The 16,149-nt window shown below is 71.6% G+C and carries 17 protein-coding genes; 9 read left to right on the forward strand and 8 right to left on the reverse strand.

All coding sequences use genetic code 11. The annotated features are described in order from the left end of the window. Positions 1-55: 55 nt before the first annotated feature. The 5 genes from WME96_RS07745 to WME96_RS07765 all read right to left on the reverse strand — a co-directional run bounded on the left by WME96_RS07745 (position 56) and on the right by WME96_RS07765 (position 3,741). Positions 56-943: a transposase gene (locus tag WME96_RS07745; RefSeq protein ID WP_437289525.1), complete on the reverse strand. Its 888-nt coding sequence runs from the start codon at positions 941-943 to the stop codon at positions 56-58. A gap of 84 nt (positions 944-1,027) precedes the next feature. Beyond that, positions 1,028-1,903: a HEAT repeat domain-containing protein gene (locus tag WME96_RS07750; RefSeq protein WP_437289526.1), complete on the reverse strand. Its 876-nt coding sequence runs from the start codon at positions 1,901-1,903 to the stop codon at positions 1,028-1,030. A 132-nt stretch (positions 1,904-2,035) separates the two neighbouring features. Then, the gene (locus WME96_RS07755; RefSeq protein ID WP_437289527.1) at positions 2,036-2,191 is read right to left on the reverse strand and encodes a hypothetical protein; all 156 of its coding nucleotides are present in this window, start codon (positions 2,189-2,191) and stop codon (positions 2,036-2,038) included. Between the two features lie 361 nt (positions 2,192-2,552). Then, positions 2,553-3,434 (reverse strand): galactose mutarotase, encoded by an 882-nt coding sequence (locus WME96_RS07760; protein ID WP_437289528.1) that lies wholly within the window; start codon positions 3,432-3,434, stop codon positions 2,553-2,555. Positions 3,435-3,450: 16 nt separating this feature from the next. Next, positions 3,451-3,741: a hypothetical protein gene (locus tag WME96_RS07765; RefSeq protein WP_437289529.1), complete on the reverse strand. Its 291-nt coding sequence runs from the start codon at positions 3,739-3,741 to the stop codon at positions 3,451-3,453. Between the two features lie 244 nt (positions 3,742-3,985). Between WME96_RS07765 and WME96_RS07770 the strand changes: the two genes are divergently transcribed. From WME96_RS07770 to WME96_RS07780, 3 genes are all read left to right on the forward strand, one after another. Continuing rightward, positions 3,986-4,690 (forward strand): Uma2 family endonuclease, encoded by a 705-nt coding sequence (locus WME96_RS07770; protein WP_437289530.1) that lies wholly within the window; start codon positions 3,986-3,988, stop codon positions 4,688-4,690. A 388-nt stretch (positions 4,691-5,078) separates the two neighbouring features. Next, complete coding sequence (locus WME96_RS07775) at positions 5,079-5,276, forward strand: hypothetical protein (RefSeq protein ID WP_437289531.1); 198 nt, start codon at positions 5,079-5,081, stop codon at positions 5,274-5,276. Next, a complete protein-coding gene (locus WME96_RS07780) occupies positions 5,269-5,958 on the forward strand; it encodes a nucleotidyl transferase AbiEii/AbiGii toxin family protein (RefSeq protein ID WP_437289532.1) in 690 nt (229 codons plus the stop codon). Before WME96_RS07775 ends, WME96_RS07780 begins: the two co-directional genes overlap by 8 nt. Positions 5,959-6,064: 106 nt before the next feature. On the opposite strand, the gene WME96_RS07785 is transcribed toward WME96_RS07780, so the two are convergent. Together WME96_RS07785 and WME96_RS07790 are read right to left on the reverse strand one after the other, a co-directional pair. Further along, on the reverse strand, positions 6,065-7,102 hold the full coding sequence (locus WME96_RS07785) for a M28 family metallopeptidase (RefSeq protein ID WP_437289533.1): 1,038 nt from the start codon (positions 7,100-7,102) through the stop codon (positions 6,065-6,067). Positions 7,103-7,223: 121 nt separating this feature from the next. Further along, a complete protein-coding gene (locus WME96_RS07790; protein WP_437289534.1) occupies positions 7,224-7,715 on the reverse strand; it encodes an LEA type 2 family protein in 492 nt (163 codons plus the stop codon). 150 nt (positions 7,716-7,865) lie between these two features. On the opposite strand from WME96_RS07790, the gene WME96_RS07795 reads away from it, so the two are divergent. Beyond that, entirely contained in the window at positions 7,866-8,828 is a 963-nt protein-coding gene (locus tag WME96_RS07795) for an alpha/beta fold hydrolase (RefSeq protein ID WP_437289535.1), read from the forward strand. 80 nt (positions 8,829-8,908) lie between these two features. Here the strand turns inward: WME96_RS07795 and WME96_RS07800 are convergent, their stop codons facing one another. Further along, complete coding sequence (locus WME96_RS07800; RefSeq protein WP_437289536.1) at positions 8,909-10,864, reverse strand: MutS family DNA mismatch repair protein; 1,956 nt, start codon at positions 10,862-10,864, stop codon at positions 8,909-8,911. 114 nt (positions 10,865-10,978) lie between these two features. Here WME96_RS07800 and WME96_RS07805 point away from each other — a divergent pair, with 114 nt between their 5' ends. The 5 genes from WME96_RS07805 to WME96_RS07825 all read left to right on the forward strand — a co-directional run bounded on the left by WME96_RS07805 (position 10,979) and on the right by WME96_RS07825 (position 16,055). Then, on the forward strand, positions 10,979-11,968 hold the full coding sequence (locus WME96_RS07805; protein ID WP_437289537.1) for a transaldolase: 990 nt from the start codon (positions 10,979-10,981) through the stop codon (positions 11,966-11,968). A gap of 308 nt (positions 11,969-12,276) precedes the next feature. After that, positions 12,277-13,041 (forward strand): class I SAM-dependent methyltransferase, encoded by a 765-nt coding sequence (locus WME96_RS07810; protein WP_437289538.1) that lies wholly within the window; start codon positions 12,277-12,279, stop codon positions 13,039-13,041. An 8-nt stretch (positions 13,042-13,049) separates the two neighbouring features. Next, positions 13,050-13,898 (forward strand): class I SAM-dependent methyltransferase, encoded by an 849-nt coding sequence (locus WME96_RS07815; protein ID WP_437289539.1) that lies wholly within the window; start codon positions 13,050-13,052, stop codon positions 13,896-13,898. Then, a complete protein-coding gene (locus tag WME96_RS07820; protein ID WP_437289540.1) occupies positions 13,891-14,937 on the forward strand; it encodes a polysaccharide deacetylase family protein in 1,047 nt (348 codons plus the stop codon). Before WME96_RS07815 ends, WME96_RS07820 begins: the two co-directional genes overlap by 8 nt. A gap of 110 nt (positions 14,938-15,047) precedes the next feature. Then, positions 15,048-16,055, forward strand: coding sequence for a hypothetical protein (locus tag WME96_RS07825; RefSeq protein WP_437289541.1), 1,008 nt, complete (start codon positions 15,048-15,050; stop codon positions 16,053-16,055). Positions 16,056-16,149: the final 94 nt, after the last annotated feature.

Below are 16,149 nucleotides of genomic sequence, written 5' to 3' on the forward strand. Positions count from 1 at the left end.
TGCGTGGGCGTGTCCGCGGCGTGTCCGCGACGCCGCGGGCGCGCGCCACGACACCTCAGCTCGCGAGGCGCAGCTTCTCTCCGGCCACCGCGCGCACGAACGGGTGCTCGCTGTCGAGCGATCGCCGCCAGATCCGCTCGGCCTCGCCGGGCTCGAGCGCGCAGAGCGTCTCGAGCGAGGCGGCGCGGACGCGGCCTGACGGGTGCTCGGCGGCGAGCCGCTCGAGGGTGGACCTCGTCGTGTCGTCGCCGAGGTAGCGCGGGAGCTCGAACAGGAAGGAGCGCGACGTGCCCGTCTGAACCGTGCCCCGGATGACGCCTTGCTCCGGGTCGAAGATGTATTGATCCAGGAGCGCGTTCTTCCGGCTCTCGATCATCAGGTTGAGCGAGATCGAGAACGCGGCCGGCGGGAGCTGCGCGTGGACGTCGCGGCAGGCGCGGTAGAACATCACCTTGCCGGGTTCGAGCGTGGCTTTCCCGCGGGACACGAGCTCCACCCGCTCGCCGGGCATCCCGAGGACCGAGCTGCGGTCGTACTCGTAGAGATCCGTGGAGTACCCGGGGCCGTGATAGCCCACCGTGAGGAAGTCGAAGTTGTGATCGTGGGGCAGCCCGTAGACGAAGAGCTGCTCCTGCCACGCGCGGACCTGCGGTCTCTCATCGCAGGGGAGCCAGATGTTGGCGCGGACGTGGAAGCCGCGGCCCGTGCCGAGCAGCATCGTCTGCGCCGTGTAGCTGTTGAACGACTGGAAGCTGCTCAGCGACGCCAGGTCCTCGTTCAGCTTGCGAACGAAGAACGACCTGTTGTTGGCCAGCGCGCGGAGCGCCGGGGCAGATGCCATGACGCTGGCGCGATCGTCGAGATCGACGTTGTCCTCGATGTGCTCGATGTACTGCGCCAGCTCGAAGATGTCGTCGTTGTCGGTTGCGAGGGTGATGCTCATGATTCCTCCGTGATCCTCCAGGCCCCGGCATGTCCCTCGTCGGGACCCATGCGCTCGGGCGCGTCAGGGCGAGCCGCGGCCGGGTCAGGCCTCGGTCCTCGTGGATTCAAGCCTGGCGAGCGCGCGCTTCGCCCCGTTGCGCACGTGCGGGTGGTCGTCGTCCTGCGCCTCGGTGAGGCGGGCGATGCCCCTGTCGAAATCGAGCCGGAGCAGGCTCCGGAGGGCGCTCCAGCGGACGAAGTGGGCGGGGTGCGCGCAGAGCCTGTCGAGCGCGGGGATCGCCTCCGTGGCGCCGAGCTCGCTGAGCGCGGCGGCGACGAACTCGAGGCGCGACTCGTCGCGGTTGCAGGCGTGCGCGCGCACGGCCTGGAGGGTGCTCGCGTCGTAGACCCACCGCAGGCGCTGGACCGCGCCGGACATGAAGAAGAGCGCGAGCGTCCCCTCGGGGGGACCGTCGAACTGCACGACGTGCTCACCCGAGATGAACCCGGCGACCTCCCCCGGACCGAGGGAGAGCGCGCCCTCCGCGCGGAGGCGGCGCGTCCGATCGAAGACCTCGTTGTTGTACCCAGGCGCCTCGCCGTAGATGTCGACCCCCAGCCGGCCGGGGCCGACGACGCCCGCGTAGACGTGCTCCGAGAGGCTCTGGAGCTCCTCCCCCGGCGTCGCGGGGCGCACGCGCTTGAGGAGCAGGCAGAAATCGCGCACATCCACGATGCTCATGGCCTCGGAGGTGCTCGGCGGGGCATAGAGCGGGTCCTCCGCGGCGCGCTCGATCTCGGCGCGGACGAGGTCCCTCACGGCGTCCGATTGGACGAGCTCCTCGAAGATCGGACCGCAGGCCAGGAACGCGCCAGGACCGCCGGAAGACAGCTCATTGGAGACATCGCGGAGGAAAGCGCCGAGCGCAGGGACGCGCTCGGCCCGCCAGAGGACCAGATCGACGATGGCTGATGACATGACACAATCGTCCTTTCAGGAGCAGGCAAGAGGTCGAGGGCGCAGGCCCTCGAGATCGTTCAGGCGGAGGAAGACCGCGCCGAGGAGCGGGCCGCGTGATCGCGCCCGCCCCCCGGCGCGGGTGGCCGCGACCTACTTTGCGACCGTGGCGAAGCGCCGGATCGTCAGCACCGGCGTGGCGAAGATCACGATCATGACGAGCACCGGAATGTTGAGCACGGGGGCGCCCATGTCGGCGGGGACGATGGTCTCTTCCAGGTCCTCGAGAAGAAAATCGCTGTTTTTCACGTTCGTATCTCCTTGATTGCGATGGTTCATTCGACGGCTCCCAGGCCGCCACCGGCGCGCCCGGCTGACCGAGCCTCATCGCAACGGACGTGCCGCCCTGCGTCCGAAGGGGCTTTTCGAGGAGAGCGGGCCACGCGCCGCGCGGAGCGGGCGTCCCGCAGGCGATCTCGCGCGCCGGGCCGGCGTGCGCGTGGCAAGCCTTGCCGTCATGGCAACGATTGCCAGCCATCATGCGGTAAGGATTGCCGTCGCGCGTCGAATGGCTGCGCCGGGGCGCTTCGAGCGGCGTTAACGTGCTCTGTCGGGAAGAGGGGACTCGCGTCGTGCCGGAGCGCGACAGACGAGATCTCCGCGGCGGGTCTCAGGCGGAGTATTCGACCCAGAGCGACCGCGTCTGCCGCGACGGCAGCTGGATGAGGCGCTCTCCGGTGTTGAGGGCGTCGCCGGGGCAGGTCCACGGCTCGAGGCAGACGAAGTCCTTGCCTTGCAGCGTCCACACGACCCAGTGCGTGAACTCGGGCGAGCCGCGGACCGCGATGCGGAGCCCGGCCTCGCCCTCGATCGCGAGCGCGCTCTCGGTGGACCCGTGATCGATCAGGTGGAGGTCGACCTCGGGCCGGGTCAGGTCGAAGCCGGAGAAGGGCACTTCCTGCTTCGTCGTGTTGTCGAACGCGCGCGTCGCCCGCGTCTCGATCGTGGCCCGGGCCTTGTCGGCCTGGGAGACGGCGAAGTAGGGGTGAAACCCGGCCCCGAACGGCATCGGCGGCGCGCCGTCGCCGGTCTCGTTGGTGATGCGGAGATCGACGCGGAGCGCCCTGCCGCGCAGCGTGTAGGTGAACTCGGCGCGAAAATCCCAGGGGTACTGCGCGCGCGTCGCCTCGCTCGAGCGGAGGACGAGGCGCGCGTAGGCGCCGCCCGACGCGAGCGTGCCATGGTCGTCGAGCGACCACGGCAGGGTGCGGGCGAAGCCGTGCTGGCGCATCCGGCCCGCCGCGCCGGCGGCGGACCAGGCGTCGCCGGCGAGCTTGCCGGGCGAGGGGAAGAGCACCGGGTTGCCGCCGCGCACGTTGGCGGCGCGATCGTCGAACGTGGCGCGATCCAGGTAGAGCAGCTCGCGACCGCCGACGGTCAGCCCGGTCAGGATGCCGCCGCGGGCCGGGGCCAGCACAGCGCGGCTCGCGGCGTCGCTGTCGGCGAGCTCGACGGTGGGGATCGCGCCTTCGATTTGCTTCACGCTGAACATGACGCCTCCGGTCCTTTCATTTCCTTTGCAGCCACTCGAGCAACGCGACGAGCGCCGCGAGCGCCGCGATCGGCAGCGCGATCCACCCGAGCACGGTCGCCCAGCCCCGGCGCAGCGAGCGGCCGCCGCGGTCCTCGCACGCGAGGCAGATCGCCCACACCCGCGCGCCGCCCTCGGTGAGCACGCAGCAATCGCCGCACACGGGCGAACGGCAGCGCGCGCACGGCCCCGCCGCCTCGGCGCCGCAGCGCGCGCAGCGCGCGACGGGCCCGCCGCCGCCGTCGTGGAAGATCAGGCCGCCGGACATCGGGGGGCGCTCTCGGGCGGCGGCGGCGCCGCGGCGGGGGGGTGGACGGGCACGGGCGTCTGCTCCGCGCCGATTCTGCAGGCTCCTCGGGCCCGAGACAACCGGGAGCGCCGGGACCCAGGGCAGGCGGGCGCGCGGCGCGCCGGGCGCGAGCCGCGCGCGCCTCGGCGCGGGGCCGCCGCCGCCTCCCGTCGTCACGGCTGCGGCGCCCAGGGAACCTGGTAGGATCGCGTCGAGGAAGCCCATGCCGTACGCCAGCGAGACCTCGCTCATCCCCATCCCGCCGCCCGGAGAGGACGAGCTCCCCCACGACGATGGTGAGCCCATGGAGAGCGACCGCCACCGCAAGCAGATGCTGCTGCTGATCGAGACGCTGGACCTCTTCTGGAAAGATCGCGATGACGTCTACGTCAGCGGCAACATGGCGATCTACTTCAGCGAGCTCCAGACCATGAAGAACGACTTCCGCGGGCCGGACGTCTTCGTGGTGCTCGATACGGTGCGCCGGGACAGGAAGTCCTGGGTGGTGTGGCAAGAGAACGGCAGGACGCCCGATGTGGTGATCGAGCTCCTCTCCGAGAGCACCGAGTCGGTGGACCGCGGCGAGAAGATGCGCATCTACGCCAAGGTGCTGCGCGTGCCAGAGTACTTCCTGTTCGACCCGATGAAGAGCGTGCTCGAAGGCCATGTGCTCGACATCGGCTCTCGCAGCTACAAGCCCATGACCTCCAGCGCGGAGGGCGAGCTGGTCAGCGAGCAGCTCGGGCTGCGTCTCGGTGTGCGGGAAGGCTTGTATCTCGGCAGCAAAGGGAGATGGCTCCGGTGGCTCGACGCCGAGGGGCGCGCGCTTCCCACGGCAGAGGAGCAGGCCCGCGCGGCGGAGGAGCGGGCACAGACGCTCGCGGACAAGCTCGCGGCGTACGAGAAGCGCTTCGGTCCGCTCTCGTGACGTCCGAGCCGACCTGAGGCAGCTCGTCGGCTTCGGTGTTGACACCCTCCTGACGCGCCCCTGGACGGCCCTGCGCGCTGCGCCCTCGTCCGCGGATGGGCTGGCGACAGGAGCGGGGCGGGACCATGCCACGCAGGCGGCGCGCTCAGCCGCAGGAGGGCCGCCGCGCGGGCGCGTCACCCGTGGCGCGGGACAGGCCCGCGGGACAGGCCGTAGATCGACGATGGACGCTGACCTCGCCGCCTGGTCCGACGCGGATCCACGGCCATGCCATGGCCCAGCCCTGGATCCCGCGGGCGGTGCGCTCTCGGGCGGTACGTGCGAGGCGGCGCTGCGAGCTCGTCTCTGCCGGGAGTGCAACGATCGGGGCTTTCGCTATCCTTGAACCATGATCGTCGGCGAGGATCTCGAGCAGCTCCGGCTGCTCCTCTGGAACAGGGAGGATCACGCAATCACGGAGGAGGAAGCCCTCGCGTTGTACGAGGCGAACCGGCAGTGGGTCGACCGCGCCTCGATGAACGACCACGAGCGGCGGTTCTTCGATTATCTCGTCGCCCGTTACGGCCGAGGCGTGTTTCATGGCTGAGCGAGACGAGCATCGGCGGATCCTCGACTTGCTCGCGTCTCTAGACGCAGGCCTTCTACAGCAGGCCGAGTGCTGGTTTGCTGGCGGAACGGCGATATCGCTCCGCTGCGACGAGTTCCGGCTCTCGCGCGACGTCGACTTTCTCTGCGCCTCACGTGAGGGATACAGGATGATGCGGCACCGCGTCTACGAGGCCGGTGTTCGCGGGCTCTTCACCTCCGATGTCACGGTGCGACGCGAGCTGCGCGCAGATCGCTATGGCATCCGCGTCGTGCTCGACGTGGCCGGCGCGCCGCTCAAGCTCGAGATCGTCAGCGAGGGCAGGATCGACCTCGCCGGAGTCGACGACCCAGCCTTGCCCGTCGCGCGCCTCACGGACGAGGATCTCGTCGCCGAGAAGCTCCTCGCCAACGAGGACCGTTTCCTCGACGACGCGGCGCTGGGACGTGACGTGATCGATCTCATCTTGCTCGAGCACAGTCTCGGCGAGCTGCCGCAGGTCGCCTGGGACAAGGCGCGCGAGGCCTACGGGCCCTCGGTCGAGGACGCGTGGAACCGCGCGCTGCGGAGGTTACGCGACCGGCCCGAATGGCGCGCGCGAGCGCTCGAGGCGCTGAGCGTGACACCTGAGGCGAGGGCCGTGGTCGAGGCGAGGGTCGAGCGATGCACTGACGAACGATGAGCGGCCGAGATGATCCGCTCGGCTGGCATCCAGGACAGACAACGTCTACCTGGACCGAAGCCTGTCGGGCGCCTCGCCGCCTGGAGCGCCGATGGGTCGCGTCATCTCACGCGAGCCCCGCCTCGAGCATGCCCAGCAGCATCTGCGCCTCGTGGCGCCGGGCCTCGGGGAGCCGGCCCTCGCGGTCGCACGCGGCGAGCAGCGCCTCGGCCGCCCGCCGCCCCTGCCGCGCCTCGGGCGCCAGCTCCTCGAGAGCGCCCGCCAGCTCCACGAGCAGCCGCAGCGAGGAGGCGTCGTCGCGCGCGCCGCGCAGGAACGGGACGCGCGGCTCCGGGCGCGCGCAGGTCTCGCGCACGAAGCGCTCGATCCAGCGCGACGTCGCCGCCATCTTCGCGAAATCGAGCTTCTCCGGCGTGTCCTCGGGCGTGTGGTAGACGCGCGATCGCCCGCACGTCAGGAACAGGAAAGGCACCTCGCGCTCCCAGAAGGCGAAGTAGTCGGAGAGCGGCGGGATCACCTCCGCGTCCGCCCGCCGCACGATCACGCCGGGCTCGGCGCGCGCGATCGCGTCGACGTGCGCCGCCGTCCCCGCGCTCCGCTCGGCCCCGAGCGCGATGAGCGACCGGCGCACCTCGTCGGGCGTGCCCTCCGGACCGAGCGCGTGGCCGACGAGGTCCATGCACACCATCATGTCGATGCGATCGAGCGGGACAGGCGAGCTCTTCGCGAAGTGCACCGAGCCCATCGTGCCCGCGAGGAAGTGAGGCGGCTCCTCGCCGTCGAACGCCGCGACGATCACGCCGCGGCCCGCGGGGCGCGCGGCCGCGAGCGCGCGGGCGACGTCGACGAGGATCGCGACCGCCGCCGCGTTGTCGTCCGCGCCCCAGAAGATCTGCTGTCCGAGGCTCCCGAGGTGATCGAAGTGCGCGCCGACGAGGGTGTACCGATCGGTATCCCCCTCCAGGGTGGCGAGGACGTTCGCGCCGCCGAGGCCCGGCACCGCCTGCTCGAACGGATCGAGCCCGGCGGCGCGCAGCGCGTCGACAACGACCGCCCGCGCGGCCGCCCCCTCCTTCGTCCCCGGGCGGCGCCCCGCGCACCGCGGCGAGCAGAGCTCCCCCACCACCGCTTGCATGTCCGGCATCGCGCCGAGCGTACCACGGCGATCCGCGCGACTGCGGCGATCGCGGGGATCGCGGGGATCGCGCGGCAGCGGCGCGCGCGCGGGATCGCGACCGAGGAGAGGTGAGCGCCCGGGCGCTCGCTCAGCGCAGGCCCGGGAGGCCCAGGCCGGGCAGCGAGTTCCCGATCGCCGCCATGAGCTGCTCGTGCGTGATCGTCCCCGCGAGGCGGAACGGCAGGTCCACGTTGAGCGTCTCGCCGCCGATCGCGACCGTGCCGTTCACCTGGTAGGGGACGCCGCGGCGCTGCGCTCCCAGCGCGGCGATGCTGGTGAGATCCTGCCACTTCACCGACAGCGGCACCTGGATCGGCGTCCACTGCTTCGCGGACAGCTTGAGCGGCGCGGGCACGGTGACCGTGCCGACGTCGTACTTGCCGTCGAGCACCACGTTCGCCTTGAGCGAGCGCGTCGTGAGGTCGATGCCGTTCGAGTTGTACGCCTGGATCTGGACCCGGAAGTCGATGCCCTGGGCGGTGATGGCGGTCACCACGGCGGCCTCGGGCTTGAGCGTCGGCGGCTCGGGGCGCGAGCACGCGACCAGGGTAACGGCGGCGGCGAGGAGCAGCGATCGCACGCGACGACATGTGGCGCGGAATCCCATGGATCTCAACGGAAATCGGGCGCAGCGCCGCGCGCTCGGCAGCCCGAGCAGCGCGCCCTTCCGCCGCCCGTTCCGCCGCCTTCCGCCCGCGCCGGGATCTCGTCGATCTGCTATGCCCGGCTCATGGGCATCCTCCCGCTCGCCGAGCGCCTCGCCAAGAGGGCGCTGAACAGATCCGGGGTGCAGAGCCGCTGGGTCGAGACGTCGGTCTGCAAGCTCCACCTCTACGATGCCGCGGGCACCGGCCCGCTCCCGACCGTGGTCCTGCTCCACGGCATCGGCTCCTCGGCGCTCCCGTACGCGCCGGTGCTGCAGCGCCTCCGGCGGCGCGCCCGCCGCGTCATCGCCGCCGAGGCGCCGGGGCACGGGTGGAGCGCGACGCCGGCGTCGGCGTTCACGCCGGAGTGCCTGAGCGCCGCCATGAACGAGCTGCTCGACCGCGAGCTCGACGAGCCCGCCATCGTCGTCGGCAACTCGCTCGGCGGCGCGGTCGCCGTGAACTACGCGCTGAGCTCGCCGGACCGCGTGCGCGCCCTGGCGCTCGCGTCGCCGGCCGGCGCCTGCATGGAGCAGGCCGAGCTCGCCGCGCTGCTCGGCACGTTCAAGCTGCGATCGCGCGCCGACGCGCGCGCGTTCTTCGCGCGCCTCTACCACCGCGTCCCCTGGTTCACCCCCCTGGTGGCCGGCGACGTCATGCGGATGTTCGCGCGCGAGACCATCGTCTCCTTCACGAGCTCGACCCGGTGCGACCACGCCTTCACCCCCGAGCAGCTCGGCTCGCTCTCGATGCCGATCCTGCTCATCTGGGGCCGCTCGGACCGCCTGATGCCGAGCGCCAACCTCGAGTACTACCGGCGCCACCTCCCGCCGCACGCGGAGATCGAGGAGCCCGAGGGCGTCGGCCACTGCCCGCACGTCGACGACCCGCGCCGCTTCGCCGCGCGGATCGCCGCGTTCGCCGAGGGGGTGCTCGCGAGGGGAGCGGGCGCGGCGGCGCCGGCGGCCGCCGGCGCGCCGGCCGCGTCAGGCGTCGCCGGGGAGCGCGCCGTGCCGCTGGAGCAGGGCACGGGTCAGGCTGCGACGTAGCGGGATGATCAGCTCGCTGTCGCTCGCGTAGAAGCAGGCTTCAGTCGGCACGGCGCCCGCAACGCGGCCGTGCGCCGCGATCATTCCCGCGCGGTCGCGGTCGCCGCCGGCATGCCCGCGGCCGGCGCCCCCGCGGCCGGCGCCGCCTCGATCCCGCCCTCCGAGAAGTCGAGGTCGATCCCGACGATCCTCATCAGCCGCAGCGCGTTCGCGCTCGTCACCACGCCGGGCTTCAGCGTGTAGTCGAACGTCATCCTGTCATCGACCACGAGCTCCTCGAAGTGCATGTTGCGCACGCGGCCCGAGGTCTCCTGCTCCAGCACGGCGAGCCCCATGTCGTGGGACGACACAGCGCCGATCGCCCCCTGCTCCACGAGGTGGCGCACGACCGCCCTGGCCCCGATCTGGCGCTCCCGCGCGTTCGTGCCGTGGAGGATCTCGTCGAGCAGGAACAGCACCCGCTCGCCCGCGTTCACCCCGTCGACCACGCGCTTCAGGCGGGTCAGCTCGGCGTAGAAGTGCGAGACGCCGTGCTCGAGCGAGTCCTTGATCCGCATGCTCGTCCGGACGCGGACCGGCGACAGCGCCAGCGACGACGCGCAGACCGGCGCGCCCGCGAGGGCGAGCGCGGCGTTCACCCCGATCGCGCGGAGGAGCGTGCTCTTGCCCGACATGTTCGAGCCCGTCACGAGCAGCGCCGCGCCCGCGCCCTCCAGCGAGACGTCGTTCGTCACCCGGCGGTCGCGCGGCAGGAGCGGGTGCCCGAGGCGCGTCGCCGTGAAGCGGGGCGCGCCGTCCCGCACCTCGGGGTAGGCGTAGTCGGGGTTCTCGTGCGCGAACGTCGCGAGGCTCGCGAGCGCCTCGACCTGCCCGAGCGTCCGCATCCACGCCTTCACGTGCCGGCCCGCGCGCAGCTTCCACCGCTCCAGGGCGAGCGCGCACCACACGTCCCAGAGCAGGAAGATGTCGGCGACCAGGTGGATGAGCCCGCTGTGGCGCAGGTCCGCGTAGCCCACCCGGGTCTCGAGCGCCGTCATCTCCCGCGAGGCGAGCACGCCCGAGGGCCCCGCGAGCGTCGCCTTGAGCTCGTTCAGGAGCGCCGACGAGAACGCCTGCTGCTCGATGCGCGCGAGCAGCGGCCGGTACCGCGCGAACGGCGCCTCGCGCGACGACGCCGCGGCGATGATCGGCGCGATCGCCGGCCGCAGCATCGCCAGCACGACGAACTGGGCGCCGAGCGGCAGGAGCCAGGCGTGGCGCAGCAGGCCGAGCTCGGCCGCAGGGAGGAGCCGCGGCGCCGCGAGCAGCGCGAGCGTCAGCGGCACGAGCACCTTCGCCGCCGTCACGAGCGCGCCCACCGAAAGCCCGCCGGCGCGCGCCCCGTCGCCGATCAGCGCCGAGGGCGCCTCGGCCCACGCGATGAGCGGCGCGGCCTCGCGCCCGCGCGCCCCCGCCTGCATGCCCACCACGGCGAGGTCCTCGCGGAACGCGCCGAGGCTGGCGAGCTCGCGCACCGCCTCCTGCCGCGCCGCCACCTCGGGCGCCGGCGCGGGCTCCGTGAGCCAGGCCGCGAGCGTGGCCTCCCCCTCGCCGGTCTGGGCCACGTCGAGGAGCTGGAACAGCGACGCCTGCCCGAACACGTCGAGATCGCCCGCGTAATCGTGGTCCGGCGCGGCGAAGCGGTCGCCCCGCTCCGGGAAATCGGCGAAATCGCCGGCCACGCGCCGCTTGCCGCGCACGTGGAGCCCGATGCGCTGCTCGACCTCCGTCATCCGGGTGACGAGGCGCGCGTGCGCCACGAGCAGCCCGAGGAACACCGCGGTCACCGCCCCGGCGAGGTACGTGACCCACGGCGGCACGCCCCCGAAGAGCGCGTACCCCCCGGACACGGCCGCGGCCACGAACGAGACCCCGCGCAGGACCGAGAACGTCCTCGAACGGCGCTCGAGCGCGCCTGCCTCGGCGCGCAGGACCGACAGGCGGTCGTCGTAGGCGGACAGGACGCGTTGCGCGACGGAGGTGGGGGGCGGCTCCACGGGGCGCTGTCCATAGGCCACCCCCGGCCGTGCTTCCAGCGGGAGGGGCGGCTCCTCACACGATGGTCACGAAAGCCTGGAGGCGTCCTGCCCGGCTGCTCGTACAATGGCGCCATGGACCAGAACCTGCTGGAGCGCCTCAAGGCGTACACCGTCGTCGTCGCGGACACCGGCGACATCAACTCGATCGAGAAGTTTCGCCCGCAAGACGCGACGACCAACCCGTCGCTCATCACCGCGGCGGCCCAGATGTCCGAGTACACCGACATCGTGGGCGGCGCGCTCGCGTGGGCCCAGAAAGAGGCGGCCCGCGGGGGCGAGCCGGGCGACGCGGTGAGCCTCGCCTTCGACCGGCTCGCCGTCGACTTCGGCCTGCGCATCCTCAAGATCATCCCCGGCCGCGTCTCGACCGAGGTCGACGCGCGCCTCTCCTACGACACCCAGGCGACCATCGAGAAGGGCCGCCGCATCATCCGCCTCTACGAGGAGGCCGGCGTCTCGCGCGAGCGCGTCCTCATCAAGATCGCCTCGACGTGGGAGGGCATCCGCGCGGCGGAGGTCCTCGAGAAGGAGGGCATCCACTGCAACCTGACGCTGCTCTTCGGGCTGCACCAGGCGATCGCGTGCGCCGAGGCGGGCGTGACGCTCATCTCGCCGTTCGTCGGGCGCATCCTCGACTGGTACCTCAAGGACACGGGCCGCACGGGCTACGCGCCGGCCGAGGACCCGGGCGTCGTGTCGGTCACGAAGATCTACAACTACTACAAGAAGCACGGCTACAAGACCGAGGTCATGGGCGCGAGCTTCCGCAACATCGACGAGATCAAGGAGCTCGCCGGCTGCGACCTCCTGACGATCTCGCCGAAGCTGCTCGCCGAGCTCTCCGCCGCGCGCGGCGAGCTGCCGAGGAAGCTCGACCCCGCGGCCGCGCGCGCCATGAACATCGAGAAGATCACGATGGATGAGGCGACGTTCCGCGCGATGCACACCGCCGACCGGATGGCGAACGACAAGCTCAGCGAGGGCATCGACGGCTTCGCCAAGGCGCTCGCCGCGCTCGAGGTCCTGCTCCGCGAGCGCCTCCAGAAGACGGCCGCGTCCTGAGGTCGGGCGAGGCGCGCGCGGGCGCGGGGCCCGCCCAGGCCCGGCGGAGACGGGCCCGACGCCCCGTCCCGCGCGCCGCGCTCGCGCCTCGCCGCAGACGCGCCGCGCCGGAGATGCGAGACGCTGGAGATGGAAGAAGGCGGAGGGCTCGCTTGCGTGCGGCCCTCGCGGTCTTCTAGGATTCCTGAACCTGGATTGCTCTCGGGGCCGCATCGGGCCGCGCGCGACGGCGAGCGCGGCCCGACGCGGTTCTCTATCCCGGTCGCCGGTGGAGCTGTCCCCGGCGCACGTCATCGAGGAGGCGGCGCTTGAGGCTCACGTCACAGGAGTACTGGGAGAACCACTGGAAGGGCTACGTCGACGCCGACGACCTGGGCGGCGGCTGCGAGATCTACGACGACGTCGCGCCCTTCCTGCCGCGCGGAGAGGGGTTGTCGTTCCTCGAGATCGGGTGCGCGCCGGGCCGCATCCTCGCCGACTTCTGCGGGCGCCACGGGTACACGGCGTACGGCCTCGATTACGCCTGCGACCCGGCGATCGTCGAGCACGAGCTCACGAAGCGCGGCATCCGCGTCGGCAGGATCGAGAAGGGGGACTTCTTCTCCTGGAAACCCGCGGAAAAATTCGATATTGTTGCTTCCTTCGGGTTCATCGAGCACTTCGAGGACGCGGCGTCCGTGATGGATCGGCACTTCGAGCTGGTGAAGCCGGGAGGCACCGTGGTCGTGGGGATGCCGAACTTCGCCGGCGGGCAGAAGGCGCTCCACTGGCTGTTCGACCGCAAGAACCTGAACGGTCACAACACCCGCATCATGAACCTGCCGTTCCTCGAGGCCGCCGCCCGCCGCCACGGCGCCGAGATCGTCCAGGCGCGCTACACGGGCGGCCACTTCGATTTCTGGCTGGACGACGAGGCGCCGCTCCTGGCGCGGCGTGTCACCCGGAAGCTCGTCGCGGCCACCAAGGTGCTCGCGCGCCGCGTCGTCCCCGGCGAGACGAACCCCTGGTTTTCCCCCTTCCTCTTCGCCATCTACAGGGCACCGGCGCCGGCCGTGAGCGCGTCGGACGCCTGACCTCCCCGATGACCGAGCCGACCGAACCCGTCGTTTCCCCGCCGGCTGTCCTGGACGCGGACGCCGACCGTCGCTTCCGCGACTGCGCGCAGCGCCACGGCTGGGATCCGGATGACGTGTGGGTGGGGGGGTACGTCGAGTGGGAGTGGCGGCACAGCCGCCACGCGTTCGACGACCTCTTCACGTCGGTCCGCGGCAAGAAGGTGCTCGAGTTCGGCTGCCACCTGGGCGGGACGGCGGTCGTCCTCGCCGCCCTGGGCGCGGACGTGACCGCGATCGACGTCGACCCCCAGTACGTCGAGCTGAGCCAGCTGAACGCCGAGCGCCACGGGTTCGCGGACAAGGTGCGCGTCCTGCACGTCCCCGACACGACCGCGATGCCGTTCACGGACGGAGAGTTCGAGCTCGTCTCGTGCAACAGCGTGCTCGAGTACATCCCGCCCGGGACCCTCGGCGCCGTCCAGCGCGAGATCGACCGGGTGCTCCAGCAGTGGGGGTTCATCGTCATCCTGGGCACGAGCAACCGCCTCTGGCCGGTCGAGCAGCACAGCGGCCGCGTGCTCATGAATTACGTGCCTCACCCGCTGCGCCCGCTCTTCCCGGGCAGGTCGATTTACAGCGTGTTTCCCTGGCAGCTCCGGCGGGGGTTCGGCGATTATGCGGACATATCGCAGCAGGATCGGGGCCGGCTCATCGTCGACCTCAAGGCCAAGATGGGCATGTCCCGGCCGAAGCTGATGGCCTTCTCCGGGGCGAACCGGGTGCTCGGCCCGCTCGGGATGCACGTGGGCTACGTGGCGCCGACGATCACGATGGTTCTTCAGAAGCGCGGTGAGGGAGGTACAGGCGATGGCTGACGGGAGGACGCGGGTATACATTACCGTGGACGTGGAGTGCGCCGAAGAGCGCATCACGGGCGACAACGTCTCTCCCGCGATGGGCTACGACCTCCGCATCTGGGGCCGCTTCGTCAACCAGCGCGACCCCCTCGGCATCGAGCTCATCATGCGCGAGCTCGAGGCGTACGGGCAGCGCGGGACGTTCTTCGTCGAGGCGATCGGCTCGTACAGCTTCGGGATGGAGGGGCTCACGAACGTGTGCCAGGCGCTCCACGGCCGCGGCCACGACGTGCAGCTCCACGTCCACCCCGTGCAGCGGCGCGCGGACTGGCACTCCCGGGGCGAGCCCCGCGTCTCGGACGACATCGCCGACTACCCGGTCGAGGAGCAGACGCGGCTGCTCCTGGAGGGGCGCGACCTGCTCGTGCGCGCGGGCGTCCCGGCGGGCGAGCTGCTCGGCTACCGCGCCGGCAACTTCGGCGCGAACAACGACACCTGGCGCGCGATGAAGCTCGCGGGGCTCGTGCTGAGCAGCAACTACAACCCCTGCTACTTCACGAAGAACTGCAAGATGCAGTATCCCGGCGCGCGGCTCGGCCTCTTCGAGACGCCCGAACGCGGGGTGTACGAGCTGCCGGTCACGAACTTCATCGAGCCGACGAAGCGCTTCAGGCACCTCCAGATCACGGCGGTGACGCTCGACGAGATCAAGCATTGTCTCCTGCGCTATCGCGCGCTCGGGGTGAAGGAGGTCACGCTGGTGACCCACTCCTTCGAGTTCTACTTCCTCGACTCGGCGGCGGAGCGCCGCGGCTACCCGAACCGGCTCAACGTGGAGCGGCTGCGCGGGCTTTGCCGCTTCCTCAAGGAGAACTCGAGGGATTTCGAGGTCGACACCGTGGGCGCCCTCGCGCGCCGGCTCGCCGACGCGGCGCCCGAGACTGACGAGGGCGCGCCGCCCTCCCTGCAGTTCCCCCAGTCGAACGCCATCCACCACGCCCGCCGCGTCGTCGAGCAGGCGTACAAGCGCGTCGCCCAGCGGTTCAACTTCGGCTGACGCGGCCGCGCGGCGGCCCGGTGGCGCCCGCGCGGCGGCCCGGTGGCCAGTCCGGCGCCGGCCCGGCGTTGGTGCGCCCTGGATCGCCCCGCCGGTGCTAAGTAGCGCGCATGCGGCTCATCGGACAGATCCACGTTTCGCTCAAGGGCAGCATCATCCAGCGCAACCCCACCGTCTGGGAGCGGCTGAAGCGCGGCTTCGGCGCCACGGTGGACCTCGACACCGATCGCCTGCGCGTCGAGCTCGAGGCGACGGCCGTGGTCGACCAGGTGCGGCGGGCGCTCGGTCAGCTCGGGATCGGCAACGCCCTCTCGCTTGTCATCGACGATACCGTCATCTTCCAGGACACCGACGGCAAGCCGGACGACCTCCCCGATCTCGTGCTCGCGCTCTCCGAGCACTCCGCCGTGTTCGGGCGCGGCTTTCAGGAGCTCAAGTTCGCCGCCGAGCACGAGGAGGCGGGGCTGCACCTCGTCATCGAGACGCGGGCGCGCACCGAGCACGCGGACGACGAGCCGACGGGGATCATCTCCGTCGGCGGCCGCGTGCGGGACCTCGAGCCGCGAGCCGGCGAGTCGGCGGACGACTACCGCCGCCGCGTCGAGCCCCTCGCGAAGGATCCGGCGCTGTTCGAGGCGGCGCGGCTGCAGTTCGAGTCGTTCGTCGGGCGGCTCGAGGGCGCGCTCAAGGCGTCGATGCCGGAGGCGAACGTGACGCAGCAGCACGCCGACGCGCGCGTCGTGCACGCGCCCTCGGGCGACGGCGCGGCCGCGCCGCAGCCTTCGAGTCCCACGCACCCGGCCTATGACCCGTTCCTTGTCTATTATCCGCCCAGCCCGCTCGGGATGATGCTGGACGTGATGCTCATCTCGTCGTTCATGCACATGATGATGCCGCCTCACGTGCTCTTCGTGAGCCCGATGGGCGTGCCGCTCGGCACGGCGCAGGAGGCCGCGGCGGATCCTGGCCTCTTGAACGACAGCGAGCGCGGCGGCGACGCCGATGACGCGGGCGGCGCGGACGACGGGGGAGACGACGGCGATCCGTGGGGCGATGACGGCGGCGGCCTCGATGACGGCGGCGGGTTCGACGGCGATCTCGGCGACTTCGGCGACTGACCGGCGCGTCGACGGCGATCTCGGCGACTTCGGCGGCTGAGCGGCGCCGCTCGCCGAGATCGAGGCGCCGCGGGCGCCGGCGAGCGTGCTCATC

Origin of the sequence: Sorangium sp. So ce406 (genome assembly GCF_051474675.1) — a bacterium.
GTDB classification, from domain to species: Bacteria; Myxococcota_A; Polyangia; order Polyangiales; family Polyangiaceae; genus Sorangium; species Sorangium cellulosum_G.

What these genes read in the sequence shown, in the direction of transcription:
- WME96_RS07745 (WP_437289525.1), bottom strand. Translation starts at nt 943, where the DNA reads ATGAGCATCACCCTCGCAACCGACAACGACGACATCTTCGAGCTGGCG.
- WME96_RS07750 (WP_437289526.1), bottom strand. Translation starts at nt 1,903, where the DNA reads ATGTCATCAGCCATCGTCGATCTGGTCCTCTGGCGGGCCGAGCGCGTC.
- WME96_RS07795 (WP_437289535.1), top strand. Translation starts at nt 7,866, where the DNA reads ATGGGCATCCTCCCGCTCGCCGAGCGCCTCGCCAAGAGGGCGCTGAAC.
- WME96_RS07760 (WP_437289528.1), bottom strand. Translation starts at nt 3,434, where the DNA reads ATGTTCAGCGTGAAGCAAATCGAAGGCGCGATCCCCACCGTCGAGCTC.
- WME96_RS07780 (WP_437289532.1), top strand. Translation starts at nt 5,269, where the DNA reads ATGGCTGAGCGAGACGAGCATCGGCGGATCCTCGACTTGCTCGCGTCT.
- WME96_RS07820 (WP_437289540.1), top strand. Translation starts at nt 13,891, where the DNA reads ATGGCTGACGGGAGGACGCGGGTATACATTACCGTGGACGTGGAGTGC.
- WME96_RS07765 (WP_437289529.1), bottom strand. Translation starts at nt 3,741, where the DNA reads ATGTCCGGCGGCCTGATCTTCCACGACGGCGGCGGCGGGCCCGTCGCG.
- WME96_RS07815 (WP_437289539.1), top strand. Translation starts at nt 13,050, where the DNA reads ATGACCGAGCCGACCGAACCCGTCGTTTCCCCGCCGGCTGTCCTGGAC.
- WME96_RS07775 (WP_437289531.1), top strand. Translation starts at nt 5,079, where the DNA reads ATGATCGTCGGCGAGGATCTCGAGCAGCTCCGGCTGCTCCTCTGGAAC.
- WME96_RS07805 (WP_437289537.1), top strand. Translation starts at nt 10,979, where the DNA reads ATGGACCAGAACCTGCTGGAGCGCCTCAAGGCGTACACCGTCGTCGTC.
- WME96_RS07785 (WP_437289533.1), bottom strand. Translation starts at nt 7,102, where the DNA reads ATGCCGGACATGCAAGCGGTGGTGGGGGAGCTCTGCTCGCCGCGGTGC.
- WME96_RS07825 (WP_437289541.1), top strand. Translation starts at nt 15,048, where the DNA reads ATGCGGCTCATCGGACAGATCCACGTTTCGCTCAAGGGCAGCATCATC.
- WME96_RS07770 (WP_437289530.1), top strand. Translation starts at nt 3,986, where the DNA reads ATGCCGTACGCCAGCGAGACCTCGCTCATCCCCATCCCGCCGCCCGGA.